This is a genomic window from Bordetella genomosp. 8, assembly GCF_002119685.1.
GTDB lineage: Bacteria > Pseudomonadota > Gammaproteobacteria > Burkholderiales > Burkholderiaceae_B > Bordetella_C.
The window spans coordinates 2,847,307-2,873,098 of sequence record NZ_CP021108.1; the positions used below are offsets into that span (position 1 = coordinate 2,847,307).

The 25,792-nt window shown below is 67.6% G+C and carries 21 protein-coding genes; 9 read left to right on the top strand and 12 right to left on the bottom strand.

Annotated features, from left to right (window positions below; all coding sequences use genetic code 11):
• Positions 1-18: 18 nt before the first annotated feature.
• Complete coding sequence (locus CAL12_RS13005; protein ID WP_086064823.1) at positions 19-777, bottom strand: SDR family oxidoreductase; 759 nt, start codon at positions 775-777, stop codon at positions 19-21.
• A 118-nt stretch (positions 778-895) separates the two neighbouring features.
• Between CAL12_RS13005 and CAL12_RS13010 the strand changes: the two genes are divergently transcribed.
• Complete coding sequence (locus tag CAL12_RS13010) at positions 896-2,479, top strand: winged helix-turn-helix domain-containing tetratricopeptide repeat protein (RefSeq protein ID WP_086064824.1); 1,584 nt, start codon at positions 896-898, stop codon at positions 2,477-2,479.
• Between the two features lie 83 nt (positions 2,480-2,562).
• On the opposite strand, the gene CAL12_RS13015 is transcribed toward CAL12_RS13010, so the two are convergent.
• From CAL12_RS13015 to CAL12_RS13030, 4 genes are all read right to left on the bottom strand, one after another.
• The gene (locus CAL12_RS13015) at positions 2,563-3,666 is read right to left on the bottom strand and encodes a DUF1615 domain-containing protein (protein WP_086064825.1); all 1,104 of its coding nucleotides are present in this window, start codon (positions 3,664-3,666) and stop codon (positions 2,563-2,565) included.
• Positions 3,667-3,852: 186 nt separating this feature from the next.
• Positions 3,853-5,379: an efflux transporter outer membrane subunit gene (locus CAL12_RS13020; RefSeq protein ID WP_232464794.1), complete on the bottom strand. Its 1,527-nt coding sequence runs from the start codon at positions 5,377-5,379 to the stop codon at positions 3,853-3,855.
• A 5-nt stretch (positions 5,380-5,384) separates the two neighbouring features.
• Positions 5,385-6,965 carry an MDR family MFS transporter gene (locus CAL12_RS13025; protein ID WP_086064826.1) on the bottom strand — a complete coding sequence of 527 codons (1,581 nt, stop codon included), beginning with the start codon at positions 6,963-6,965 and terminating at the stop codon, positions 5,385-5,387.
• Complete coding sequence (locus tag CAL12_RS13030) at positions 6,958-8,190, bottom strand: HlyD family secretion protein (RefSeq protein WP_086064827.1); 1,233 nt, start codon at positions 8,188-8,190, stop codon at positions 6,958-6,960. Before CAL12_RS13030 ends, CAL12_RS13025 begins: the two co-directional genes overlap by 8 nt.
• Before the next feature lie 149 nt (positions 8,191-8,339).
• Between CAL12_RS13030 and CAL12_RS13035 the strand changes: the two genes are divergently transcribed.
• Positions 8,340-9,077, top strand: a complete 738-nt coding sequence (locus tag CAL12_RS13035; RefSeq protein ID WP_086064828.1) for a CerR family C-terminal domain-containing protein — start codon at positions 8,340-8,342, stop codon at positions 9,075-9,077.
• Positions 9,078-9,119: 42 nt separating this feature from the next.
• Here CAL12_RS13035 and phrB read toward each other — a convergent pair whose 3' ends face one another.
• Both phrB and CAL12_RS13045 read right to left on the bottom strand, forming a co-directional pair.
• Positions 9,120-10,556 (bottom strand): deoxyribodipyrimidine photo-lyase, encoded by a 1,437-nt coding sequence (gene phrB, locus CAL12_RS13040; RefSeq protein WP_086064829.1) that lies wholly within the window; start codon positions 10,554-10,556, stop codon positions 9,120-9,122.
• A 30-nt stretch (positions 10,557-10,586) separates the two neighbouring features.
• Complete coding sequence (locus tag CAL12_RS13045; RefSeq protein WP_086064830.1) at positions 10,587-11,537, bottom strand: 2-dehydropantoate 2-reductase; 951 nt, start codon at positions 11,535-11,537, stop codon at positions 10,587-10,589.
• A gap of 254 nt (positions 11,538-11,791) precedes the next feature.
• Between CAL12_RS13045 and CAL12_RS13050 the strand changes: the two genes are divergently transcribed.
• Complete coding sequence (locus CAL12_RS13050) at positions 11,792-12,376, top strand: biliverdin-producing heme oxygenase (protein WP_086064831.1); 585 nt, start codon at positions 11,792-11,794, stop codon at positions 12,374-12,376.
• Here CAL12_RS13050 and CAL12_RS13055 read toward each other — a convergent pair whose 3' ends face one another.
• Genes CAL12_RS13055 through CAL12_RS13065 form a run of 3 tightly spaced genes read right to left on the bottom strand, consistent with a single transcriptional unit; the run spans position 12,377 to position 17,599 of the window.
• The gene (locus CAL12_RS13055) at positions 12,377-14,869 is read right to left on the bottom strand and encodes a response regulator (protein WP_086064832.1); all 2,493 of its coding nucleotides are present in this window, start codon (positions 14,867-14,869) and stop codon (positions 12,377-12,379) included.
• Positions 14,866-15,345 carry a response regulator gene (locus CAL12_RS13060; RefSeq protein ID WP_086064833.1) on the bottom strand — a complete coding sequence of 160 codons (480 nt, stop codon included), beginning with the start codon at positions 15,343-15,345 and terminating at the stop codon, positions 14,866-14,868. The genes CAL12_RS13055 and CAL12_RS13060 overlap by 4 nt, the downstream gene beginning before the upstream one ends.
• A gap of 25 nt (positions 15,346-15,370) precedes the next feature.
• Complete coding sequence (locus CAL12_RS13065) at positions 15,371-17,599, bottom strand: ATP-binding protein (RefSeq protein ID WP_086064834.1); 2,229 nt, start codon at positions 17,597-17,599, stop codon at positions 15,371-15,373.
• Positions 17,600-17,789: 190 nt separating this feature from the next.
• On the opposite strand from CAL12_RS13065, the gene CAL12_RS13070 reads away from it, so the two are divergent.
• The 3 genes from CAL12_RS13070 to CAL12_RS28070 all read left to right on the top strand — a co-directional run bounded on the left by CAL12_RS13070 (position 17,790) and on the right by CAL12_RS28070 (position 20,247).
• Positions 17,790-19,103: an MFS transporter gene (locus tag CAL12_RS13070; protein ID WP_086064835.1), complete on the top strand. Its 1,314-nt coding sequence runs from the start codon at positions 17,790-17,792 to the stop codon at positions 19,101-19,103.
• A 76-nt stretch (positions 19,104-19,179) separates the two neighbouring features.
• Positions 19,180-20,010 carry a metallophosphoesterase gene (locus CAL12_RS13075; RefSeq protein WP_086064836.1) on the top strand — a complete coding sequence of 277 codons (831 nt, stop codon included), beginning with the start codon at positions 19,180-19,182 and terminating at the stop codon, positions 20,008-20,010.
• A 72-nt stretch (positions 20,011-20,082) separates the two neighbouring features.
• Entirely contained in the window at positions 20,083-20,247 is a 165-nt protein-coding gene (locus CAL12_RS28070; RefSeq protein ID WP_157792972.1) for a hypothetical protein, read from the top strand.
• Here the strand turns inward: CAL12_RS28070 and CAL12_RS13080 are convergent, their stop codons facing one another.
• Both CAL12_RS13080 and CAL12_RS13085 read right to left on the bottom strand, forming a co-directional pair.
• On the bottom strand, positions 20,248-21,231 hold the full coding sequence (locus CAL12_RS13080) for a tripartite tricarboxylate transporter substrate binding protein (protein ID WP_086064837.1): 984 nt from the start codon (positions 21,229-21,231) through the stop codon (positions 20,248-20,250).
• Between the two features lie 198 nt (positions 21,232-21,429).
• A complete protein-coding gene (locus CAL12_RS13085) occupies positions 21,430-22,005 on the bottom strand; it encodes a hypothetical protein (RefSeq protein WP_157792973.1) in 576 nt (191 codons plus the stop codon).
• 311 nt (positions 22,006-22,316) lie between these two features.
• Here CAL12_RS13085 and CAL12_RS13090 point away from each other — a divergent pair, with 311 nt between their 5' ends.
• The 3 genes from CAL12_RS13090 (at position 22,317) to CAL12_RS13100 (ending at position 25,653) form a co-directional block, all read left to right on the top strand.
• On the top strand, positions 22,317-23,294 hold the full coding sequence (locus tag CAL12_RS13090; RefSeq protein ID WP_086064839.1) for a Bug family tripartite tricarboxylate transporter substrate binding protein: 978 nt from the start codon (positions 22,317-22,319) through the stop codon (positions 23,292-23,294).
• A gap of 84 nt (positions 23,295-23,378) precedes the next feature.
• Positions 23,379-24,929 carry a fumarate hydratase gene (locus CAL12_RS13095; RefSeq protein WP_086064840.1) on the top strand — a complete coding sequence of 517 codons (1,551 nt, stop codon included), beginning with the start codon at positions 23,379-23,381 and terminating at the stop codon, positions 24,927-24,929.
• The gene (locus tag CAL12_RS13100) at positions 24,910-25,653 is read left to right on the top strand and encodes a GntR family transcriptional regulator (protein ID WP_086064841.1); all 744 of its coding nucleotides are present in this window, start codon (positions 24,910-24,912) and stop codon (positions 25,651-25,653) included. Before CAL12_RS13095 ends, CAL12_RS13100 begins: the two co-directional genes overlap by 20 nt.
• Positions 25,654-25,792 lie beyond the last annotated feature (139 nt).

Consider the following 25,792-nt stretch of genomic DNA (forward strand, 5'->3'; position numbering starts at 1 on the left):
TGTGCTCCATCTGTACGATCATGCCCGGCCCGCCACGCTGGCCAGCCAATCCTGGTAGCGGGTGGCGCCGATGTACGCTCCCTTGCCGGCGGTCAGCGAGCGGTCGTCCAGCACGGAGCCGAAATAGCGGGCGCGCGCGTCGGCGACGATCCGGCGCGTGGCGTCCTGGCGCGCCGCGAGGTACAGGCGGGCCAGTTCGTCCAGCGGGATCAGGTCGGGGCCGGCCACTTCCAGCATGCCGTTGGCCGGCGGCATCGCGGCGACTTCGGCGAGTCGCGCCGAGGTGTCGTCGGAAGCCACCGGCTGCAGCAGGGCAGGCGACAGGTGCACGGTGTCGTCGCCGCCGCTGGACTTGATGATGCCGTCGACGAATTCGAAGAACTGGGTGGAACGCAGGATGGTGTAGGGGATGCCCGAGTCCTTGATCAAGGCTTCCTGCGCCACCTTGGCGCGCATGTAGCCGTTATCCGGCAGGCGATCCGCGCCCACCACCGACAGGGCGACGTGGTGCCGGACGCCGGCGGCGGCTTCCGCGGCGAGCAGGTTGCGGCCCGCCGTCTGGAAGAAATCCATGACGGCCTGGTCCTCGAAGGAGGGCGAATTGGAGACGTCCACCACGGTATCCGCGCCCTGGATCGCGGCAGCGAGGCCCGCGCCGGTCAGCAGGTTTACCCCGGTACTGAGCGACGCGGCCACCACCTCGTGGCCTTGCAGCCGCAGGCGCTTGACGACATTGGACCCAATCAGCCCGCTGGCCCCGATTACGACGATCTTCATGGTGTGGCGACTCCGTGGTTGTTCGGCCGTCGATATGGCGGCCGTTGCATGAACTATGCGCGGGGCCGCTGTGGAATACTTTGCCGAAACCTTGGATTTCCCTTGGAAAGGAGACTGGATGCCGCTGGAGTTCGGGGATTGCACGCTGGACATCGACAGGCGGGAGCTCCATCGCGCATCCCGGGTGGTCGCGACCACGCCGCAGGTTTTCGATCTGCTGGTCTACCTGGCGCGGAACTGCCAGCGCGTGGTCACGCGCGATGACCTGCTCGACGTGGTCTGGGGCGGTCGCGTCGTTTCGGAATCGACCTTGGCCAGCCACATCAACGCGGCGCGCAAGGCGGTGGGCGACAGCGGCCAGCAGCAAAGGGTGATCAGGACCGTCCCGCGCAAGGGGTTCCGCTTCGTCGCCGACGTGCGCGAGACCGTGATGCCGCCCGCCGCGCAAACGGCGGATACCGCCGCCGTCGGGGTGGCGCATGCCGCGCCGGTCATGCCCGCCTTGCCCGACAGGCCGTCCATCGCGGTGCTGCCCTTCGTGAACCTGAGCGGCCTGGCCGACCAGGAATACCTGGCCGACGGTGTCGTGGAGGACATCATCGCCGCCTTGTCGCGGCATCGATGGCTGTTCGTGGTCTCGCGCAACTCCAGCTTCACCTACAAGGCCCGCGCGGTGGACGTCAAACAGGTCGGCCGCGAACTGGGCGTGCGCTATGTACTGGAAGGCAGCTTCCGACGCGCCGGTCCCCGCGTGCGCATCACCGGGCAATTGGTGGATGCCGCCACCGGCGCCCACCATTGGGCCGGACGCTTCGAGGGTGTGCTGGACGATATCTTCGCTTTGTACGACGACATCAGTGCCAGCGTGGTAGGCGCGGTGGCGCCGCAACTGGAGCAGGTCGAGATCGAGCGGGCCGCGCACAAGCCCACCGACAGCCTGGATGCCTACGACTATTACCTGCGCGGCATGGCCATGCTGCATCGGGGAACGCGCGCAACCATCGCCCAGGCATTGGACCTGTTCCAGCAGGCCCTGGAAGCGGACGCCGGCTTTGCCTCGGCGCACGCCATGGCGGCCTGGTGCCATTGTTGGCGCAAGGTCAACGGCTGGATGACGGACCCCGAGCGAGACCTGGCCGACGGCGTGCGGCTGGCCCGCCGCGCCATCGAACTGGGCAAGGGAGACGCGGTGGCCTTGACGCGAGCCGGGCATGCGCTGGCGCACCTGGCCGACGACCTGGACGGCGGCATCGCCCTGATCGACCGGGCCTTGGTCCTGAATCCCAATCTGGCGTCGGCCTGGTTCCTGGGTGCGTACCTGCGCCTTTGGCGCGGCCATACCGACGACGCCGTCGCCGCCTTTACGCGCGCCATGCGGCTGAGTCCGCTGGACCCCGAGATGTATCGCATGCAGGCCGGCACGGCCATCGCGCACCTGTTTGCCGGCCGCCACGAGGAAGCGATAGCGTGGGCGGAAAAAGCGGTGCGCGACCTGCCGGGCTTCATGCTGGCGCTGGCCGTGATGGCCGCCGGCCGCGCATGGCTGGGCCAGGATGCCGCGGCGCGGCGCGATCTGGAGCAACTGCGGGTGGCCGGTCCGGAGCTGCGCATTTCCAACCTGATCGGCTGGCTGCCGATACATCGCGCGGACGATCTGCGGATCCTTGCCGACGGCCTGCGCAAGGCGGGCTTGCCGGAGTGATGCGGAGTGATCCGCCGATACCACCGATACGGCCGATACCGGGGACGGCCGCGGGCGCGCGCGCGGCCCGGGCGGGGTTCGGCTCAGGTATCCCGCGCCATGCAATCCTTCCAGCGCGTGTTGACGCGCTCGGCGAACCAGGCGGTGGTGAGCTGGCGCGTGATCTTCGGGCTCTGCAGGGTGATGCGCGGCAGCACCGCGCGGGGCAGCGGGGCGCCGGCGGACTTGTCGGCGATGTCGAAGACGCGCCGATACAGCAGGGTTCTTTCGAAGTCCTGGCGGTCGCCCGCGCGCAGGTCGCGGCGGATCGCGTCTTCGCTCATATCCAGGCGGCCGCGCAGCGCGCGCAAGGCGCGTTCGGTCTCGCCGGGTTCGACGGAGTTCTCGCGCAGCACGTCGCCGTCCAGCGCCAGCGCGATGCCGGTGGCGCGGCTGACCGCGTTCTGGAAGGCCGCGTTGCGGCTGGCGTACCAGCCGGCGTTGTAGTCGGCGAAGCGGTAGATCACGGCGTCGTAGTTCGCCGGGTAGCCCAGCAGATGCAAGGTGCCGAAGTAGACGCCGCCACGGCGGGTGAAGACTTCCTTGCGCACGCCCTGGTCCAGCGGATAGGGATAGCCCCGCGCATGGGCGTGGGCGAAGTCCACGCTGACCTGCATGGGGCCCGCCGTGTGCACCGGGTTCAGCCCGCCGAACAGCTGGCGGCCCATCGGCACCATGCCGATGAAGTCCTCGTACATCTCGCTCAGGTCGCGTTCGGTGCGCACCGTGTCCAGGCGCTGGCTGTAGGTCTTGCCGTTGGGCGAGGTCAGGCCCAGGGCGGCGTTCAGCAGCATGTCCGGGATATGCATGCCGGAGGCGCGCCGGTCGATCTCCGCGCGCGCGATCTTCGGTAAGCCCGGTACGGCGGGATCGGCGCGGAAGCTGGATTCCTGGCCGATGACGGCGATGACGGCGCACTGGTTGGCGGGGGTGGCCGGAATATCCTGCGCGGTCAGCGCCACCTGGATGTCGCGCGCCCAGCCCGCGGCGTCGTTGACGCCGGCGGGCAAGCGCCGGGTCACTTCCGCGCGGATCTCGTCGGGGTTGGTGGGCGCCGTCCCGGTCGGCTTGGTGGCGCAGCCGGCCAGCCATAGCAGCGAGGCGGCAATGCAGACACGGCGCAGTGCGCGGTCGAAAGAAAGCTTCATTGTCGGTCCGTGGCAACGCGGTGCCTTTCAGGCTCCGCCCGCGTGGCGGAGGTGGGCACCGAGCCCTGCGATACTACGCGAGCCGCGAATCGTGCGCTATTGCGGCGACGTGCGACGCGGTGGGCGGTGGCGCTGTGTGGCGGCGCCGTTGCAGCGCCGAGTAGCGGCGCCATGCACCGGCATGCGTCAACCCGCCGCCTGCCATCCCAGTCCCAGGCTCTTCTGCAGGGACACGTAGTCCTGCAGCAGTTCGGCCTGGCCGGCAACCACATCCTGCTGCGCGGCGAACTCGGTGCGCTCGGTATCCAGCAGATCGATCAACGTGGCCACGCCGGCGCCGTAGCGCTGCCGCGTCAAGTCGGCCGAGCGTTGTGCGTAGTCCTGTACCTGGCGCAGCCGCACCAGGTGTTCGCGCTGGTGGCCATAGCGCGACAGCGCGGTGTTGGCGTCCTGCAGCGCGGCCAGCACCGTATGGGCGTAGCGCGCTTCGGCTTCGTCGCGCGACGCTTCCGCGGCCTGGATGGCGCCTTGCGTGCGGCCGAAGTCCAGGACGTTCCATTGCAGATAGGGCACGCCGACCCAGCTGAAGTTCTCCTTGCGCGCCAGATGGCCCAGGGTCGTCGCACTGAAGCTGATGTCGCCGAACAGGGTCACCTTGGGGAACAGGTCGGCCACGTGTTCGCCGATCTGGGCATAGGCGGAAGCCAGTCGCCGTTCGGCGCCGCGGATGTCGGGGCGCTGCCGCAGCATCGCGGCGGGATCGCTGACCGTCACGCGATCGGGCAGGGCGGGCAGCGGCGCGCTGGCGGTCAGTTCCCGGTCGAGGGCGCCGGGCTCGCGGCCGGTCAGCACCGCCAGGCGGTCCAGCGATTCGTCGATCTGGGCTTCCAGCGGCACCAGCGTCGCACGGGTCGTCGACACCTGAGTGGACAGGCGCTGGACGTCGACATCGGCCGCCGTGCCGCGCGCGCGTCGCTGTTCCGTCAGGTCCAGCATCCGCTGTTGCAGGTCGGCGGAGTCGCGTGCCAGCGTCAACCTTTGCTGCTGGTCGCGCAGGCTGACGTAGGCTTGGGCGACCTCGGCCGCCAGCGACACCTGGGTGTCGGCAAGATCCGCCTGGACGGCGTCGGCCTCCGCGGACGCGGCCTCGACGGCGCGCCGGGTGCCGCCGAACAGGTCCAGTTCCCATGATGCGTCGAAGCCCGCCGTGTAGAACTGGACCGGGCCTCGGCCGGACGAACCGCCGGAGCCGTTGTCCGAACCGCTGCCGTTGCCGCCGTGCGATCCCTGCGTCAAGGCCGACGTATCGGGCGCGCGGGTGCGGACCGCCGCGCCCAATGCGCTGACCGTGGGCATGCCATCGGCGCTTGCCTGCCGCAGCTGGGCGCGCGACGCCCTGAGCCGTGCTTGCGCGGCATGCACGTCGGGGTTGTGCGCCAGGGCCAGCTCGACCAGGGCATTCAATTGCGGATCGTTCAGCGCCAGCCACCATTTGCTGACGGCGGGACCGGTCGTCACCGCGTCGCGCGGCGCGCGTACGAAAGCCGCTTGTGCGAGGGCGTTTGGCGCGGCGTCGGGCGCGCCGTGGTAGTCTGGACCGACGGTGCAGCCGGCCAGCGTCAGCCCGGTCAGCCCGGCCAGCCCGGTCAGGACGGCGCTGGCGAGTGCCCGGATCGGGCGCGTATTTGATCGCATGGTGTCGTGCTTCGACATGGGGTTCAATGGCCGGCGCTGGGCGTAGTGGCGCCGCGCGGCGTGCGCAGCAGCAGGGCCAGCGGCACGCAGGCCAACAGGGCCAGCGCCAGCAGGTAGAAAGTCTCGGAATAGGTCATGACGGCGGCCTGCTGCTGTATCTGCGCGGCAAGCTGGCCCAGGGCCCGCATATGCGAGTACGCCATGTCGCCGGTCTGCGTGAACCAGTTGGCGGTGTTGGCGGCGATACGGTCTTGGCCAAGCACCGAATTGGCGGTCAGCGATTCACGCAGCATATGGTCGTGAAAGGTGTTGCGGCGATCGATGACGATGCCGATCAAGGCCAGTCCCACCGAGCCGCCCAGATTGCGGGCCATGTTGTACAGACCGGCGGCTTCGCCGGATTCCTCGCGGGAAACCGCCGCCATCGACGCCTGGTTCAGCGGGAACATCGCCAGCACCTGTCCGATGCCGCGCAGCAGCTGGGACGCATAGAAATCGTGGCCCACGCTCTGCGCCGTCAGGTCGATGTCCAGCAGGCAACTGCCGGTAAACATGAGCAGGCCCGCGATGACCAGGATGCGGAAGTCCACCTTGGCCAGCAACCGTGGCAACAGCGGCAACATCAGGAAGGAAGGCAACCCCGCCAGCAGCATGACCGAGCCGGACTGCTGCGCGTTGTAGCCCGCGATCAGGCTCAGGAACTGCGGCACCAGATAGGCGACGCCATACAGCCCGGCGCCGATCGCCACCACGATGATGATCACGCTGGCGTAGTGCGGATTGCGCAGCAGGCTCAGGCGCAGGATGGGCTTGGCGGCCGTCAGCTGCGACATGCCGATCAGCACGAAGCCCACCAGGGTCACGATGGTCAGCATGACGATCATGTGGGAATCGAACCAACGCTCGCGCTGGCCTTCTTCCAGCACCACCGTCAGGCTGCTCAGGCCGATCGCCAGCCCGACGATCCCCAGCCAGTCGGCCTTGAAGAATTCCGGCCAGCGCGGGCGTTCGGCGGGCAGGCCGCCCAGCAGCAGCGCCACCAGGGCGACGCATACCGGCAGGTTCACCAGGAAGCACCAGGACCAGCTGATGTTCTCGGCGAGCCAGCCGCCCACCACGGGCCCGAGCAGCGGGCCCAGCAGCACGATCAGGCCGAACAGCGTCATGCCCGCCGGCATCTGCGAACGCGGCAGCCGGGTGCGGATGATGGTCTGCGCGGTGGGGATCATCGCGCCGCCCGTGAAGCCCTGGCCCAGCCGCCCGGCGACCATCTGTGGCAGGCTGTGCGACAGGCCGCACATGACCGAGAACAGGGCGAACAGCACGGCATTGCCCAGCAGGAAATTGCGCAGGCCGAACACGCGCGTCAGCCAGGCCGCCAGCGGGATCATGACGATTTCCGACATCAGGTAGCCGGTGGATATCCAGGTGCCTTCGGTGCCGGTGGCGCCGATGGACCCCTGTATCTGCGGCAGGGCCGAATTGGTGATGGAGATGTCCAGCGTCGCCATCAATGCACCCAGCGCGCCGCCAGCCACGGCCACCCAGTCCGCCGCCGTGGCGCGCGGTTCGGCGGCGCCGGACGGTTGCGCGGCGTCAGCCATGCTGCTTCACCTGACCGGCGTCGTTCGCGCCCGCGCTGTTCGCGTTGCCGGCGGTATTCGCGGCGCCGGCGGCACCCGCGCGGCCCGCATTCCCGGAGGTCCGGGTATCGACGTCGGCCGTCACCGACAGGCCGGGCAGCAGCAGCCTGCGCGTATCCGCGTCCGTGTCCACGCGGATACGCACGGGTACGCGCTGGACGATCTTGGTGAAGTTGCCGGTCGCGTTCTCCGGTGGCAGCAAGGCGAACTGCGCGCCGGTCCCGGGGGCGAAGCTCTCGACCACGCCGCGCAGTTCCTGGTCGGGCAGGGCGTCGACATGCAGCGCCACCGCCTGGCCCGCCCGCATGCGGCCGATCTGCGTTTCCTTGAAATTCGCTTCCAGGTAGACGTCCTGCACGGGTACCACGGTCATCATGCGCGTGCCGGGCTGCACATACTGGCCCACGCGCACGCTGCGGTCGCCGACATTCCCGGACAGGGTCGCGCGCACCAGGGTGTCCTGCAGATCCAGGTTGGCCTGGCGGGCGCTGGCCTGCGCGGCCTCCAACTGCGCGCGCGCCTGGGATATCTGCGCGGTGCTGACGGCGATCTGCGCCTGGGCGGCCTGCACGGCTGCCTGGTTGGCCGCCAGCGTGGCCGCCGCCTGGTCGCGTTCGTTGGCCAGGTTGGACAGCCGCTCGGTGGTTTCCGCGCCGGTGGCGGCCAGGGGGCGATAGCGCCGCACCTCGTCATCCGCATGCCTGGCGTTCAGGCGCGCCACGCGTTCCTGCGCCTCGGCCTGCGCGACATTGGCGTTCTGCTGGCGGATTTCCGCCTGCGCGCGGTCGATGTCGGCTTGCCGGGCGTCGATGGTGGCCTGGGCCTGGTCCAGCGCGGCGCGGTATTGGCGGTCGTCCAGGCGGACCAGGGGGTCGCCGGCCTGAACGGCCTGGTTGTCGCCGACATAGACCTGTGTGACGTAGCCGCTGACCTTGGGCGCGATGGTGACGCTGTCGGCCTGCAGATAGGCATCGTCGGTACTTTCGATGAAGCGTCCCACCAGCCACCAGTGCGCGCCCCAGGCAAGGGCGGCGACGAGCGCCACGGCGCCCACGCCCAGCAGGACGCCGCGACGGCGGCGCGGCCGTGGCCTGGCGGGATCCGCGCCCGGGGCGGACTGAGCGGGTAATGTTGGCGATCCAGGCGTGGGCGATCCAGGTGCGGGCGATCCGGCGGTGGCAGACATGGGGTGCGTGGGTGTGGAGGCACGTTGAATTTTGAACGGATGGAATATTTTTATCGTTTGGTAGAAATTTATCAAGTGCTATATTTTGTCCGTGACAGATCCATGCAGGCGGCGGCCCACGCACCGCGGATGACACTGCGGAGACAAACATGAACGACAGCAAGCGCAGCCGGCGCGCGGCAGGCAGCGGGTATGCGCGTGGCGACGAGACTCGCCTGCGCATCATCGAAGCGGCCATCGAACGGTTCGGCGAACTGGGCTTCGACGGGGCGTCCACGCGCGACATCGCGGCGCACGCGGGCGTCAACGCGCCGGCGCTGCAGTACTACTTCGAAAGCAAGGAAGGGCTGTACCGGGCCTGCGCCGAGCACATTGCCGACAACCTGCGCGTCGGCTTCGACCCGGCCATCAATGAGGCGTGGGCGGCGCTGGATGCCGATGCCGACGCGGAGGTCCTGATCGACGCATTCATACGCATCCAGGACCAGATGGCCGACCGCGCGCTGCAGGCATCGTGCGGCCCGGACCAGCGGATGTTCTTCGCCCGCGAGCACGCGGGGCATGAACCGCCCATCGCGTCGGACATTCTGCGCGAGCGGGTGCGCAAGCCCTTGGGTGACGTCTGCGTGGCCTTGATCGCGCGCCTCAGCGGCACGGACGTGGACGACACCAAGACCATGGTGCGCGTGTTCACGCTGCATGGGCAGCTGGCGATCTTCCACACATCCAAGCGCGGCGCGCTGTCGCTATTGGGATGGCAGGAGATCAATGCCGAGCGGGCGGCGCTGGTGAAAGAGACGGTGCGCGAGCAGACGCGCACCCTGTTGCGGCTCTGGAACAAGGAAGCGCAGGGCCGACGCGGCCATCGTGCCGCGGGCCGCGCCTGATTCGCTACCGGGCGGCTTTTTCGCTGCCGGGCCGCCTTCTCGCTACCGCGCGGCCTTCTTCGACGCGCCGGCGTACGTCTCGATGGCGCGCATCCGGCTTTCCCGCAGGTCCACGATGCGTGCCGGATAGCCGCAAGCTGCCCGCTGGGCGTCCGAAGGCGCGTGGATGTCGCGATCGTCCAGCCCGGCCAGCTCGGGCAGCCAATGGCGCAGGAAGCGCCCGTTCGGATCGAACTTCTTCGATTGCGTTTCGGGATTGAAGACGCGGAAGTAGGGCACCGCGTCGGTACCCGTGGACGCGCTCCATTGCCAGCCGCCATTATTGGACGCCAGCTCGCCGTCGATCAGGTGGGCCATGAACCAGGCTTCGCCCTTGCGCCAGTCCAGCAGCAGGTTCTTGCTCAGAAACATGGCGGTCATCATGCGCAGGCGATTGTGCATCCACCCCATGGCGGCGAGCTGTCGCATGGCCGCATCGATGACGGGGAAGCCGGTGCGGCCATCGCGCCAGGCGCGCATATCGTCATCCGAGTCGCGCCAGGGAATCGCGTCCGTTTCCGGGCGCATGGGGCGATGCATGGACAGCGAAGGATGCGCGGCAAGCAGGTGCTGGTAGAACTCGCGCCAGAGTAGTTCGGTGATCCAGGTGCGTATGCCGGCGCGGCCGCTGTCCATCTCGCCATGATTGGCGGCCAGCGCGGCGCGCAGGCAGGCGCCCGGCGAAATGACGCCGGCGGCCAGGTAGGGCGAAAGGCGGCTGGTGCCGTCCACGCCGGGAAGATCGCGGTTCTCCACGTATCGATCGATGGACACATCGACGAAATCGTCGAGCCGGCGCAGGGCGGCCTCTTCGCCGGCTGGCCACAGGCGGCGCAAGGCGTCGTCGGGCTCCGCGCCGTCGCCCAGCCAGTCCCGCAGCGGCGGGATGGCGTCGGGCTGCGCCGGCATGCGCGCCTGAGCCTTGGGTGTCGGTGCGGGACGGGGCGGGGCGGCCGTGAGCCGTTCCCGGCAGACCCTCGCATACGGCGTGAAGACCTTGTAGCACTCGCCCTTGCCGGTCGTAATGGTGCCGGGCCGCAGCAGCGTGCCGCCGTGGTGCAGGTTCCACTGCACGCCATCGCGGTCCAGGCGCTCGGCGACGCCGGCGTCGCGCCGCCGCTCGTTCACGCCCCATTCGGCATTGGCGTGCACGGCGCGTATATCGTGCCGTTGGCAGAAGGAGGCCAGGGCGGCTGGCGCCTGGGACCAGTCATCGACGGCGCAGAACTTCAGCGGGATGTCCAATGCGGCCAGTTGCCGGCCCAGGTCCTGGAGATTGCGGTGCCAGAAGTCGACCTTGGCGGGCGCATCGCCATGCATGCGCCATTGCCCGGGAGCCGGCATGAAGAGCGCGAGCGCGGGGCCCGCTTCCAGTGCCGCCGCCAAGGCGGGATTGTCCTGTGCGCGAAGATCGGTGCGAAACCAGATGAGAGCAGCCATGCCGCCATTGTCGCATCGACGGCGAACTTCTCAACGCGCCAGGCTTGCCGCCACGTCGCCGGTGTCGCGCTGCCCGGCGTAGACCTGCAGCGCGCAATACGCCGTGCGCACGAGCGGCACCGCGATGCCATGGCGTTCGGCGCGCACGATCATGTCGCCAACGATGGCGTCCGCTTCCAGTCTGGGCGCTTGCTGGGCGATGTCGCGCATCATCGACGCCGCCCAGGTCGACTTGTCGTCAAGCAAGCGGGCGCCCAGGCGCTGCGTTTCGTCGTCGGACAGTGCGTGGCCTTCCGCCGCGGCGACCGCGCTGCATTCCCGCATCGCCTGCACCATCAGGTCGCGGCCATCCTGGGTCGCGAGTATGTCGGCGATGGTCCCGCGCATCAGGCAATTCATCAAGGCGCCCGAGGCCAGCATCACCCATTTGTTCCACAAGGCCTGATCGATCTCGCCAGCCAGCGCGCGGTTGCCGGGCGAACGGGCGAACAAGGCGTACGCCGCCTCCGCCACGCCGCGCGCGCCCGGCGCGCGGGCCCCGATCTGCACCACGTCGTTGGCGCCGAAATGACGGATCGCGCCATCCGCTTCCAGCATGGTGGCGATGTAGGCCACGCCGCCCAGTACCCGTGCGCGTCCGTAGCGTTGGTCCAGCGAGTCGTATACCGACATGCCGTTCAAAAAAGGCAGGATGGCGGCGGACCCGCTCATGGCGGGCGCGATATCGGCGACGGCATCGTCCAGGTCATAGGCCTTGCAGCTGAGCAGGACCAGATCGTAGGCCGCGGTCAGGGCGTCGCGGGTCACGGCGCGCACAGAGCCGGTGTAATCGCCCAACGCGCTGTACACGCGCAGCCCACGTTCGCGCAGCAATGCCGCGCGCCGCGGCCGCACCAGGAAGGTCACGTCCGCGCCTGCTTCCAGCAGACGCGCGCCGTAGTAGCCGCCGATGGCGCCCGCGCCGACAACCAGTATCTTCATGCTGTTCTCCAACTCATACGCCGGCCATCCATGCGATGCGCGGCTCGCGCCGCCGGTGCGGCGATGCATGGCCGCAATTTAGTTGCATATGCCAATATTCGTCAAGCTGCGCAGGGCACAGATCGCATGCCGCATGGTGGGGTGGGCAGTGGGCGGCGGAGGGCGGGCCCACCGTCCCGGCGGCGGGACACCATAGGCATCGTCGCCGGTCCGCTATCATGGCCGCTGTCGATACTGCGGTCAGGAATTGCTACATGGATGTGCACGCCACCCTCAAGGACGCCACGCGCGAGCGCCACGAACGCCTGGACGGTTCGCTGCGCATCGGCGCGGCCGATGCCGGTTATGCGGACTACGTGGCCTATATCGCCGCGCTGGGCGGCTGGCTGAGACCGGTGGAAGACGCGCTATGGGCCAGGGACTGGCCCGCATCGCTGCACCCTCAGGCGCGCCGCGACAAGTCGGCGCGCATCGACCGGGACCTGGCGGCGGCGCGCGCCCTGGGGGAACAAGTGCCCGTGGCTCCCGCCTGCGACCGCTTGCCGTCGGTCGGCCGCTCGCGCGCCTACGACGCGGGCGTCATGTACGTCATCGAAGGTTCGCAACTGGGTGGCCGCATGATGGCCAAGCGGCTGCGCCAGGCGTGGCCGGATCGCGAGTTCCACTACATGGACGGCTACGGCGCGGATCTGGGTGCCTTGTGGAAGGATTTCACCGCCTTCCTGGGCGAGGCGCTGCGCAGCCAGGCGGACCTGGACGAGGCCGTTGCCGGCGCCCGCGACGCCTTCGACAGCCTGGCGGACTGGCTGCGACGCCAGGGCCAGGCCGGAAGGCATTGATCAGGCAGGCGTGACGCCCAGGTTCTTCAGCGCCTTGTACAGCCCGTCCAGTTCGTAAGGCTTCTGCACGAAGGCCACGCGAGTCGCGGCGGGCATGGCTGCGTCCAGTTCGACCTGGCCGTAGCCGCTGGCCACGATGATGGGCAGCCCGGGATGCCGTTCGGCCAGGCGGCGTATGAGCTCCTTGCCCGGCATATCGGGCAGGCCCAGGTCCACGATGGCGGCGCCCACGTCGGCGGCGCTTTCCATGGTCGACAGGGCCTGCGCCGCCGTGCCGGCCTCGGCGACCTCATAGCCGAATTCCGTCAGCGCTTCCGTTGCCAGTTCGCGCACCAGTTCGTCGTCTTCCACGATCAACACCCGGGCAGGGCGCGCGCCGATCGCCGTGCCCGATGGGGATATGTCTCCCGGCGCGGCATTGGCGGGAGCCGGCTGCGGCGCCTGCGGCAGGGGCTGGTCGAGAATCTCACGCACACGCTGCGCCAGGGAGTTGAAGGTGAAAGGTTTGGGTATGAGCGCGACGCCGGGCGGCAGCTTGCCGTCGTGGGTCAGCGTGCCTTCCGCGTAGGCGGACGTATACAGCACCCGCAGGCCCGGACGGATGGCGCGCGCGGCCTCGGCCAGGTCGCGGCCGTTCATGCCCCGGGGCAGGCCGACGTCCGTGAACAGCAGCGCGATATCGTCGCGTGCGCCCAGGCGCTCCAAGGCGGCCATGGCATCGCCGGCCTGGTGCACTTCGTACCCGAGCTCGGTCAAGGCCGCGGCCGAATGCGCGCGCACCGCGTCGTCGTCTTCCACGACCAGGATGGCCTCGCCGTGCGTCGACAGGGGCAGGGCGTCGTCGTGGGCCCGTTCGCCGGCGCTGACCTGCGCGCCGACCTGGCGCGGCAGGTAGATATGGACGGTGGTGCCGACGCCGACGGCGCTGTCGATCGCGACATAGCCGCCCGATTGCTTGACGAAGCCGTAGACCTGGCTCAGTCCCAGGCCGGTGCCGACGCCGATATCCTTGGTGGTGAAGAAGGGTTCGAACACCTTTTCGATCAGGTCTTCGGGTATGCCCATGCCGGTATCCGACACGCTGATACGCACGTAGTCGCCGGGCTCGGCGTCCAGGCCGGGCGTGCTTTGGTCCAGCTCGGTATTGCGGGTTCGAATGACGATCTGGCCGCCGTCCGGCATGGCGTCGCGCGCATTCACCGCCAGGTTCAGCAGCGCGCTTTCCAGCATGTGCGGATCGATGTGCGCGGGCCAGATATCGCCTTGCAGGTCGTTGCGCAGGTCGACTTCTTCGCCCAGCATGCGGGTCAGCATTTCCGCCGTCGCGGCGATCAGCTCGTTGACGTTGACGCTGCTGGGCTGCAGCGGTTGGCGCCGGGCGAATGCCAGCAGGCGCTGCGTCAGCACGGCCGCGCGTTGCGCGCCCTGCTTGGCGTGGCTGAGCGCGGTTTCGACGCGCGGAAGGTCCACTTTGCCCGCGGTTCCCAGCAACTGCCGCTCGAGCGTTTCCAGATTGCCCAGGATGACCGTCAGGAAGTTGTTGAAGTCGTGCGCGACGCCGCCCGTCAACTGGCCGAAGGCTTCCATTTTCTGGGCCTGGCGCAACTGTTCCTCGGCCTGGGCCCGCGCCGCATCCGCATCGGCCCGCTGGCGCATTTCCAGCAGCAGGCGTTCGTTGGTGCGCAGCAGTTCGGCCGTGCGGGTCTGCACGATCTGTTCCAGTTCGTCCCGCGCCAGCTTGGCGTCCGTCACGTCGACGTTGGTGCCGGTGAGGCCCAGGAAGCGTCCCATGCCATCGAAGCGCGGAACCCCGCGGCAATCGAGCCAGCGCAGCCGCCGCTGCGCATCGATCACGCGCAGCTCCAGCTGCAGGGGCTTCTGTTCGCGCACGGCTTCGTCGAAAGCCTTGGTCAGCGCGGGCATGTCCGGCTCGTACACGACGCGGTACCAGCCCTGGCCCAGCAGTTCGCTGGAAGGCAGGCCGAACATGACTTCGTAGTGCCGGTTGACAAAGACCACCTTGCCGGTGGCGTTCGATTCCCAGATGAGGGCGGGCGCGGAGTCCGACAGCGCGCGGAAGCGCACTTCGCTATCGCGCAGCGCGACTTCGACACGACGCCGTTCGCGCCGGTCCTCGGCTTCGGACAGGGCACGGCGCGCGGCGCCGCCCAGCCTGTCCAGCCGCTGCTTGAGCACGTAGTCCGTTGCGCCGGTCTTCAGCGCCTTGACCGCCAGGTCCTCGCCGATGACGCCGGACACGAAAATGAAGGGCACTTCCGGCAGCTTGCGCGCCGCCATGGACAAGGCTTCCCAGCCGTCGATGTCCGGCAGCGAGAAATCGGAGATGACCAGCGAGATTCCGCCTTCTTCCAGGGCCTGGGCGTATGTCCGCCTGTCGTGCACCCGCCGCAGGGGCATGTCGCGCAACGAGTCCGCCAGATGATGCATCATCAACTCGGCGTCCAGGTCGTTGTCCTCAAGCAGCAGGATCAAGGCAGTTCCCGGCCGTCGGCGCGCGATCTGCCGCTGCTGCGCGGCGGAGGCGGTTGATTCAGGATGGCCCAGAACATGCCGAGATTGCGGATCGCCTCGAAGAACTCCGAGAATTCGACCGGCTTGACGACGAAGGAATTGACGCCTGACTGGTAGCTGTGCACCAGGTCTTTTTCTTCCCTGGACGAGGTCAGCATCACGATGGGAATCTGCTTGTGGTCGTTGTCCGACTTGATGCGTTCCAGTACTTCCAGTCCATCCACCTTGGGCAGCTTCAGGTCGAGCAGGATGACCGAGGGGTCGCCCAAGGGGCGGCTGGCATGGGTGCCCCGGCGATATACGTAATCGAGGGCCTCGGCGCCGTCGCGCAGCACGACCACCTCATTGGCGATGTTGCACTGCCTGAGCGCGGTCAGCGTCAGCTCGATATCGTTGGGATTGTCTTCTACCAGCAGGATAGGCCGCAGATCGTTCATTTCTATTTTCTAAAGCCCTACACGTTCACGGATTGGGCAACGCGAAGGAAAATTTTGCGCCCTGGTCGACGACGCCTTCACCCTTGATCCAACCGCCATGCTTTTCGATGATGCGTTTGCACAGGGCCAACCCGATGCCGGTGCCGTCGAAGTCTTCCAACCTGTGCAAACGCTGAAAGACTCCGAAGAGCTTGCCGGCGTATGCCATGTCGAAACCTACCCCGTTGTCGGCAACGGTGAATAGGGTGAATGTACCGCAATTCTGTCCACCGACCGTGACGATGGATTCGGGCTGGTGGCCCGAGTATTTGACCGCGTTTTCCAGCAGGTTGTACCAGACCTGGCGGATGTATTGCGGGTCGCCCCAGGACTTGGGCAGGTCGGCGATGCGCCACTGTACTTTCCTGTCCGGCAGCGTCAATTCAACCGCTTGGCGGACTTCCGCCACCAGCTTATTCATGTTCAGCTCGGAGCTGTTCAAGGCCGCCCGGCCCAGGTGCGAGAAGCGCAACAGGTCGTCCACCAGCCTGCCGGCCATGACGGCGGCGCGCATGATGTTTTCGATGTAGCGGCTGGAGGTGGCGTCCAGGCCGGTCTCGCGCTGTTTCAGCAGTTCGGCGAAGCCGGCGATATGGCGGAAGGGCGCCCGCAGGTCATGCGACACCGAATAGGAAAAGGATTCCAGTTCGACGTTGCTGCGTTCCAGTTGTTCGCTGAGTTCGGCGCGTTCTTCCGCCCGCTTCAGGATGAGGTTGACCACCACGGTCCGGAAATCCGACAGCGCGTCGATTTCGGACTGTCGCCAGGGCGTCGCGCGTCCGCGCAATTCTTCCTGCCACAGCTCGAAGGACTTGCGTGGATGCAGCCGCCCCGAGGCCGGGTCCACCGGTTTGTGGGGATCGCCGCGCCACTGCACGGTGCGTATGACTTCCGGGCGGAACCACATCAGGTAGCCGGCGCGCAGGCTGGAGATCGAGGCGGCCGCCAGGCCGCTGGCGACTTCCGCGAACTCGGCGGCCTCCGGCCAGACCAGCGGCAGGCGGTCCGTGTGATAGAACTGCTCGACATCGTTGGCGTGCAGCCAGTCGGCGATTTTCAGGATCTGCGCCCTGGATGGCGTATTGCCCATGGTGTGGACCTCGTCCTGCCACACCAGGGCCGCGCCATGAGCGCCCAGCAATCGGGTCCAGGCCGGCGAACGTTCGAGATAGCCGTCCAGCAGGGTGTCCGTGCGGGACAGGAGCTCGACCAGCTCGATCTCGATTTTCTTGAGTTCGATGCGGTGCGCGTGTTCGGCGATGCGTTCATGCGAACTGATGTGATGCGCCACGATGCGGCCCAGGAATTCGCAGGCCGCGCGGATCTGCGGCCCCACCAGGCGGGCTTGCTCGCTGTGGCAGGAGATCAGGCCCCACAGGTCGCCGTCGATGACCACCGACACGGACATCGACGAACCGGTGCCCATGTTGCGCATGTATTCCAGGTGGACGGGCGAGACGCTGCGCCAATTGGCCGCGGTCAGGTCGATCGGCTCCCGCGCGGGCCCCAGCAGGGCCGGTTCCAGCGCGACGGGCTGGTAGTTGGCGTCGGGAATCAGGCGCACGCGGTTCTGGCAATAAAGCGCGCGGGCTTGCGGAGGAATATCCGAGGCCGGGAAGCGATGGCCCAGATAGGAGGGCAGGGTGCCGTTGCCGTCTTCCGCCACCACGGTGCCGTGGCCGTCGCTATCGAAACGGTAGGCCAGGGCGCGGTCGAAGCCGGTCAGCCGCCGCACTTCCTCGACGGCGCGCTGCAGGATCAGTTCGGGCCGCCCGGCCGGCTGGATTTCGTCCAGCAGCGTGCGCAGGCGCGGATACAGTGCGTCCAGGGTAACGCCCTGTTCGATCCTGTCGGGCTCCAATTCCACCAGCAGGCCTTGCGGCGTGCGTGCCCCGGAAACGTGGATGCAGCGATCGCCGAGGTACATCGCGGCCGACAGGGTGGCATCTTCATCGCCTTTCCACGTCTGCAAGGCCTGCATGAGTTCGTTCAGGGCAGTTTTATTGATGACCTGGTGCAAGGGTTGCCCAGGCGGCACGTCCGTGCCGAGGATGTCCACGACATTGGTGCTGCGGGTGAGTACTTCCAGGGTGTCGGCCGACAGGAGCAGGAGGGCAGCGTAAGGCTGCACGGCGCCGGGAATACGTATGGGTTCCTGGGCGCAGCGGTCCAGATCCGTCTGCGTGGAGGGGGCTTGCGATTCTTCTTGCGACACCAGATCGCTCCGTTGCGGTGGGTGACTCGGTGCCGGGATGGCAGGGCGCTAGGATAGCATTCACGACGCGTCGTTTTTGTCGTCATGGCGGCCCTGTCGCGGACGATACGCGGTGTCCGCGGGAGCGGCGGAATGAAGGGTTCGTCGTCAGCAAGTTTCGGACCCGAGGGCTTGCTTTATAGTCGCGTCCATGGAGACACAAGACCAGGGGCGGCAACAGCCCCAGACCGGCCGGTCGAAGACCGCGCCGGAAGCAGTCATGGCCAGTGGCGGCTCGCAGTCCGACGGACTGCTGGACTCGCGCCGATCGTGGATCGTGGCCACCATGGCGCTGATCTGCCTGGGCATGTCCTTCGGCGGGCCCTTGATTTCCGTGGTGGGCCTGAAGGCCATCGCGGCCGATATGGGCGGCGCGCGGTCGGTGCCTGCGTTGGGCAGTTCGCTCGCGTGGCTGGGGTCCGCGGTGGGTGGCATCGTCATGGGTCGGGTGGCGCATCGATTCGGTGTGCGCTGGACGGTGATAGGCGGCTCGCTGTCGGTCTTCACCGGGCTGGCGATCTCGACCATCGGCGAATCCTGGGCCTTGTACCTGGGCCACGGCCTGTTCATCGGCCTGCTGGGCCTGGCCGGCCTGAATGCGCCGCTCTACGTGTACGTAAGCCATTGGTTCGAGCGGCGGCGCGGCTCCGCGCTTGCCCTGCTGTCCAGCGGCAATTACGTCGCCGGCATCGTATGGCCGGTGATCTTCGAATCCGTCATCGATCGCTACGGCTGGCGTGCCGCCATGATCGGCTACGGGCTGGTCCAGGTGGCGCTGGTGACGACGCTGGCGTTGATCTTCCTGCGGCCGCCGCCGGCGCCTGGCGCCGCGGCCGGACCGGCCTCGGTGGGGCACGCCGGCCGGATCGCCGGCATGCGGCCCAACACGGTGTTCGTGCTGCTGGGCGCCGCGGGCTTCCTGTGCTGCGTGCCCATGGCCATGCCACAGGGCCATCTGGTTGCACTGTGCACCGATCGCGGCCTGCCGGCCACGGTGGGCGCGGCCATGCTGTCGATGTTGCTGGCGGTGGCTTTCCTGAGCCGCCAGGCCTGGGGACTGATCTCCGACAGGATAGGCGGCGTGCGCACGGCCCTGATCAGTTCCGTGATGCAGATGGTGTCCGTGTCGGGCTATCTGTACGTGACCCAGCAATTCGGGCTGTTTACCGTTTCGCTCGTCTACGGCCTGGGATTCAGCGCCTTGATCCCGGCCTACGTGCTGTCCGTCCGCGCGATATTCCCGCCGCGGGAAGCGTATTGGCGCGTGCCTACGATGCTGCTGATGACCGGATCCGGCATGGCCACCGGGGGCTGGGTGGCGGGGTTCCTGTACGACCGCTACGGCAGCTACGACCCCGCCTTTACGCTGGGCCTGGCGGCGAACGTGCTGAACCTGCTGTTGCTGCTGACGTTGACGCAGCGCCTGCACGGCGGCTTCCGCTTGCCGGTCATGCGGCGCGCCTAGGCGGGGCAGACCGTCCGCGTGCCGGCTGCGCGGCGCCGGCGGATGGTGTTCGCGCACCATGCGGTACGCTAGTCGCATGAAGATCCAACTGCTCTCCGACCTGCACCTGGAAACGAACGCGGACTTTACGCCGACGCCGGCGCCCGGGGCCGATCTGCTGATCCTGGCGGGCGACATCGGCTCCTACCAGGCGGGTTCCAAGCTGACCGGCGACGATTTCGGGTTGGAACGGTTTTCACCACGCGACCGTTGGCCCGTGCCGGTCGTCTACCTGCCGGGCAACCACGAGTACGACGCGCATGATTTCGACGCTGCCCACGATCGCCTGCGCGCGGTCTGCGACCGGCTGGGCATCGCCTGGCTGGAGCGTGAAACACGGGTGATCGATGGTGTGCGTCTGGTGGGTACGACGCTGTGGACGGATTTCGACGCCATGGCCAAGCCGGGCGATACGCTCACCCAGGTCCTGAACAAGCGCGGCAAGGCGTTCCGCGCGGCGAACTTCTACCTGGAAAAGGCGCGGACGACACGGGACGGCCAGCCTTTCATGGCGGAAGAACTGCGCGAACATGCGCTGGCCTGCCAAACCTGGCTAAGGGCCGCGCTGGCCGAACCCTTCGATGGCCCGACGGTGGCGGTGACCCACTTTGCCCCGACCCTGGCCAGCGCCGATCCCCGCTATGGGCTGACGCCGGGAACGGCGGGCTTCTGCAATAGCCTGGACGAACTGATTCCGCGGGCGCGGATGTGGCTGCATGGCCATCTGCACCACGCTGTCGACTACGTGCGGGATGGCTGCCGGATCGTATCCAACCCGCTCGGTTATGCATCCAAGGGCGAACAGGAAGGCTTCCGGCCCACGCTGGTCCTGGATATCGATGCGGCCCCGCCTTCCAGGCAACTGTAAGCGCGCGGCATATACCTTGCAGGTCGAGGGGGACGCCGCCCGCGGGCGGTTTTCTGCAAGGAGACTTCGACCATGAAAACCACGATTGCAGCCTTGATGATGGCGGTCGCCCTGACCGCCTGCAACAAATCCTCGGATACGCCGCCGCCGTCATCCAGCAGCGGCGCCAGTTCGCAATCCGGCGCCGCCGCCGCGCCACCGGGATTGGGCGCCTTGGGCGGCAATACCAAGAAGTAGTCAGTTCACCGTGGCGTGGGATTGCTGCACGATCACGCGCCAGCGATCGATCTCGTCAGCCAGGAATTTCTTGAAGAATTCCGGCGACTCCGTCATGGGGGCGGTGCCCAGGTCTTCCAGTTGCTTCCGGAATTCCGGCTTGGAGACGGCCTGGTTCACCGCCTTGTTCAGCTTGTCGATAATGGGCCGGGGCGTGCGAGCCGGCGCCAGGATCGAATACCAGGTGGCGACTTCCATGCCCTGGACGCCTGCTTCCGCCATGGTGGGGATGTTGGGCACGGCGGGGAAGCGATGGGCGCTGGTGATCGCGAGCGCCTTGACCTGGCCGCTTTCGATCAGCTGCTTGCTGCTGGGGATGTTCACGAACGTGAAGTCCGCCTCGCCGCTGATGACCGCCGTCAGGGATGGCGCGGATCCCTTGTAAGGCACATGCGTGGCGGTGATGCCTGCCTTCGTCTTGAACAGCTCCCCGGCCAGGTGCTGGGTGCTGCCGCTGCCCGCCGACGAGAAGTTCAGCTTGCCAGGATGCTTCTTGCCATAGGCGATCAGCTCGGCCACCGAGTTGACCGGCAGCTTGGGATTGACGAGCAGCAGGTTGGGCGCTTCCGCGAATATCGCGATGGGCTCGAAGTCCTTGACCGCGTCGTAGTCGAGCTTGGGATACAGCGTTACGTTCACCGCGAGGGCGGTCGACGACAAGGTCAGCGTATAGCCGTCCGGCGCCGAGCGCGCCACGTATGACGCGCCGATATTGGTGCCCGCGCCAGGCCGGTTTTCCACCACGATGGTCTGGCCCAGGATGGGACTGAGCTCCTTGGCGATCAGCCGCGCCGCGACGTCGTTGCCGCCTCCGGGCGCATAGCCCACGACCAGTTTGATCGGATGGTCCGGATAGTTGGCCGTGCCGGAACCTTGCGCCCGCGCGCAACCGGCGGCCAATGTCAGGCCCGATAAGACCACCGCGATGGAAGTGAGGAACTTCATGGTGCTGTCTCCGTGTCGTTTATGTACTGGCCGCGGAGACGCGCCCGATCCCGGGCAATGTCCACGATCAGATGTTTATGTGCGTGCCTCGCCTCTGCCTGTATGTGTGGACCTTGCGGCAGGTGTGGAGCAAGCGCGTTTCTTATAACACCGAAGAGGTCGCAAATCGTCGCAATCGGGACGCCGGGCGTACTGCGGTTATCCCTGAGTCCGGGTCGTATGGGCGCGACGCAGCCGCTCGCCGACGCGCTGCAGCCATCCGGTCCACATGGCGGGGTCGCGGTGCCGGGGCTGATACGGCATGGCCGGCGCAGCCGTGCGCGGGGACGCGCCATGCGTGACGCGCAGCGCGTGGCGCAGGCGATCCGCCGGCGGGAATATGAACGACGCGCACATCCGGTCGACCGCCGCGGCGACGTCCTGCCAGTCGTCGCTATGGCTGATCGTGTAGTCGTGGCCTTCATGGCTGATCGACAGCCAGCGCTGCTGGCTGCCGGCGATGAAAAACCGCAGCGCCACGATATCGCGCGACCTGCCGAATTGCGGCGCGGGGCAGGGGCCGATGTAGGCCGCGCGCGCGGCTTCCAGCTGCTGCTGCATGGCGGCCAGTCGCACCGGCGCGCTGCCCTGCGATGGTTGTATCTGGAGCATCAGGCGCGTTTCGCCCAGGCGCATGGCAAGCATGAAACCCGCGCGCGACATGTCTGCGTCATCCAGTTCCCATTCGTCCGGCATGTCGAAGGCAAGGCCGATATGCGGATGGCGATAGTGCATCTGGAACACCTAGGAAATCGAACACGGCGGCTGGGAGATCCGCCATGTGCCCGAGAAACGGACTAGCCCGAAGGATTTTGTTTTTTAGCGGAAAGTGCACCGTCAGCGCCAGGGGAAATGGGCGGCCTAGGGAAAGCGGTGCTGGGGGGACGTACAGCGGATGTGGCCGCATGGGTTAACAGCGCGGGCGCTCCCGTCGTTGTCGAGCTGCGCTACTCGCACGGCAGTGCAACGTTGACAGTCGAATCCCGGCATGGATAATATGTATATACATTAATATTTATACAGACATATAAAACCAGGAGGAGACAATGAAATCAAAGGCTATCGCCTTGGCCTGCGCCCTGTTTGCCGGCATGAGCGGCAGCGTCGCCGCGGCCGACTATCCATCGCATGCCATTACCTGGATCGTGCCGTTCGCCGCCGGCGGTCCGACCGACGCGATGGCGCGCAACATCGCCAACCGGGTAGGGCAGGAGCTCAAGCAGACCATCCTGATCGAGAACGTCGCCGGCGCGGGCGGCACTATAGGCGCGGCCAAGGCGGCCAAGTCGACGCCCGACGGCTACACCTTCCTGGTCGGGCACGTCGGCTATATGGCCGCGGCGCCTTCGCTCTACCAGCGCCTGCAGTACGATCCCGTCAAGGATTTCGAGGCGGTGTTCCGCTTCCCCGACACGCCGCTGGTGCTGCTGGTGGGCGCCGGATCGCCCCAGAAGGACGTGAAGTCGCTGGTGGACTACGCCCGCGCGAATCCCGGCAAGCTGAACTTCGGCAATGCCGGGGTCGGGTCGACCTCGCATCTGGTGGCGGCCATGTTCGCCGCGCAGGCGCATATCCAGATCACGCCCATCGCGTACAAGGGGGCGGGCCCGGCGATGAACGACCTGATGGGCGGCCAAGTGGACGCCATGTTCGACCAGACCAACACGGCGCTGCCGCAGACCCGCGGCGGCAAGATACGCGCGCTGGCCTTGACGTCCACCGCGCAGATGCCGCAGTTTCCCGGTGTGCCTACCCTGGCGGCCAGCGCGGTGCCGGGCTTCGAGGCGTCGACCTGGTATGGCCTGTACGCGCCCCGGGGCACGCCGCGCCAGGCCATCGATACGCTGTACGCCGCCTGGCAGCAGGCCTTGAAGGACAAGGACTTCACCGGCAAGATGACGGACCAGGGTATCCAGTTGCTCGATGCGGGCCAGTATGCGCCGGCGGCGTTCCAGGCCTACACCGCCGATGAGGTCAAGCGCTGGACCGGTGTCATCGAACAGGCCGGGATACCGAAGCAGTAGCCCGGCTTTCCGGGCGCGGCCACGCGTCCCGGAATCGCCATCGCGGCGGCCGCCGCCTTGCCACGTTCCGCCTCTCCAGCACCCATGCGCGACATCCACGCCGAAGACATCGTCACCAGCATCGCTGATGCGCTGCAGTTCGTCAGCTATTACCATCCGGCGGATTTCGTCGTGGCCCTGCGTCGTGCGTATGAGGCCGAAACCCGGCCGGCCGCGCGCAACGCCATGCTGCAGATCCTGATCAACAGCCGTCTGAGCGCGCGTGCGCATCGGCCGATCTGCCAGGATACGGGCGTGGTCCATGTCTATGCGCGCCTGGGCATGGACGCCCGTATCCGTGGCGAGCAGGGCATGCCGACGCCCACGCTGCAGGCGCTGGCCGATCGTGCCGTCGCGCGCGCCTATGGCTGGCCGGACAATCCCTTGCGTGCCTCGGTCATACGCGAACCCCTGGGCAAACGCATCAACACCCGCGACAACACGCCGGCCGTCCTGCACGTGGAGCTGGTCGAAGGCGATGGCCTGCAACTGACGGTCGCGGCCAAGGGCGGCGGCGGCGACGTCAAGGCGCGCTACACGATGCTGAATCCCAGCGATTCGGTGGCCGACTGGGTGGTCGGGCAACTGCCTGGAATGGGAGCGGGATGGTGCCCGCCCGGTAGTCTGGGCATAGGCGTGGGCGGCACGCCGGAGCAGGCCATGTTCATCGCCAAGCGCGCGCTGTTCGAACCCATCGATATCGACGTGCTGCGCGCGCGTGGCGCCTGTACCCCGGCCGAATCGCTGCGCCTGGCGCTGTACGAGCGCATCAATGCGCTCGGCATAGGCGCGCAGGGACTGGGCGGCGACCTGACCGTGCTGGACGTGAAGGTGGCGGAGGCGCCCACGCATGCGGCGCTGCAGGCAGTGGCCATGGTGCCCAACTGCGCGGCCACGCGCTTCGTCTCGTTCGAACTGGATGGATCGGGACCGGCGCGGCTGGAGCCACCCGATCCCGCGCTCTGGGACCGCCTGCCCGACGCGTTGCCGCTGGACGAGGGCCGCCGGGTCGACCTCGACAGCCTGACGCGCGATGAGGTGGCGCAATGGCGGGCGGGCGAAACGCTGCTGCTGTCCGGCACGTTGCTGACCGGACGCGATGCCGCCCACAAGCGCCTGGCCGACATGCTGGAGCGCGGCGAGCCCTTGCCGGTGGATCTGCGCAACCGCGCCATCTACTATGTCGGGCCGGTGGATCCGGTGGCTGGCGAAGCGGTGGGGCCGGCCGGGCCCACCACATCGAACCGCATGGACAAGTTCATGCCTGCCCTGATGTCGCGCACCGGGTTGCTGGTGTCGATAGGCAAGGCGGAACGGGGAAGCCAGGCGGCCACGGCTATCGCGCGGGCCGGCGGCGCCTACCTGATCGCGGTCGGCGGCGCCGCCTATCTGGTGTCGCAGGCGGTCCGCGCGGCGCGTGTGGTGGCCTTCGCCGACCTGGGCATGGAGGCCATCTACGAATTCCAGGTGCGCGACATGCCGGTGACCGTCGCGCTGGACGCGCACGGGGGGTCGGTGCACAGGTTCGCGATATACAATGCCGGGTCCGAAACGCATGAAAGGGTCGCGACGTCCGATGGAGCCGCGTTACGCTGAACTGACCAGGACGCTGATCAAGGACATCGCCGACGGGGTCTATCCCGTCGGGGGCAGCCTGCCTTCGGAGATCGATCTGGCGGGCAAGTACGGCGTCAGCCGCGGGACCGTGCGGGTGGCGCTGGAGCGCATACAGACCCTGGGCCTGATCACGCGGCGCAAGCGCGCCGGCACCCGCGTGGAAGCCTCCGCGCCGCGTGCCACGGAATACGGCCCCACCATTTCCACCGTCGAAGAGCTGGTGCAGTACGGCGCCGATACCGAGCGCGTCGTGCATAGCGTGCGCAATATCGTGGTCGACATGGCGCTGGCGGACCGGCTCGGCCTGGCGCCGGGCAGCCGCTGGGCGCATATCCAGACATCGCGGACCAATCCGCTGTCGCCCGATTATCCATTGGCCTGGTCGCACCTGTATGTGCCGCAGGACCTCGGGCCGCGCATACGCCGCGCGATGGAAGACAATCACCAGGCGCTGGTGTGCGACCTGATCTGCCAGGCCACCGGCCGCGTGGTCAAGGAGATCCGCCAGACGGTACGCGCGGTGGGGGTGCCCGCCGCGGTCGCGCAGTCCCTGGGCACGGCCCCCGACGCCCATGCGCTGGAATTCGTGCGCCAGTATTACGACCAGTCCAACAAGCTCTTCGAAGTCGCGGTCAGCCTGCACCCGGCCGACCGCTTCAGCTATACCACCGTGCTCCAAAGGCAGGGGCCGGCCGCGCGCTGAGGCTCCGCCGGCCGCCGGATCGGGCGGGGAATTCCCTCGTCGGTGTTTTTCACACGTGGCGAAGTCACGGAATGACGCTATCGTTCGGGACGTAGTTGGGTGCTTACTCCCCGGTTCTTCCCAGTTCTTTGCCAGTTCT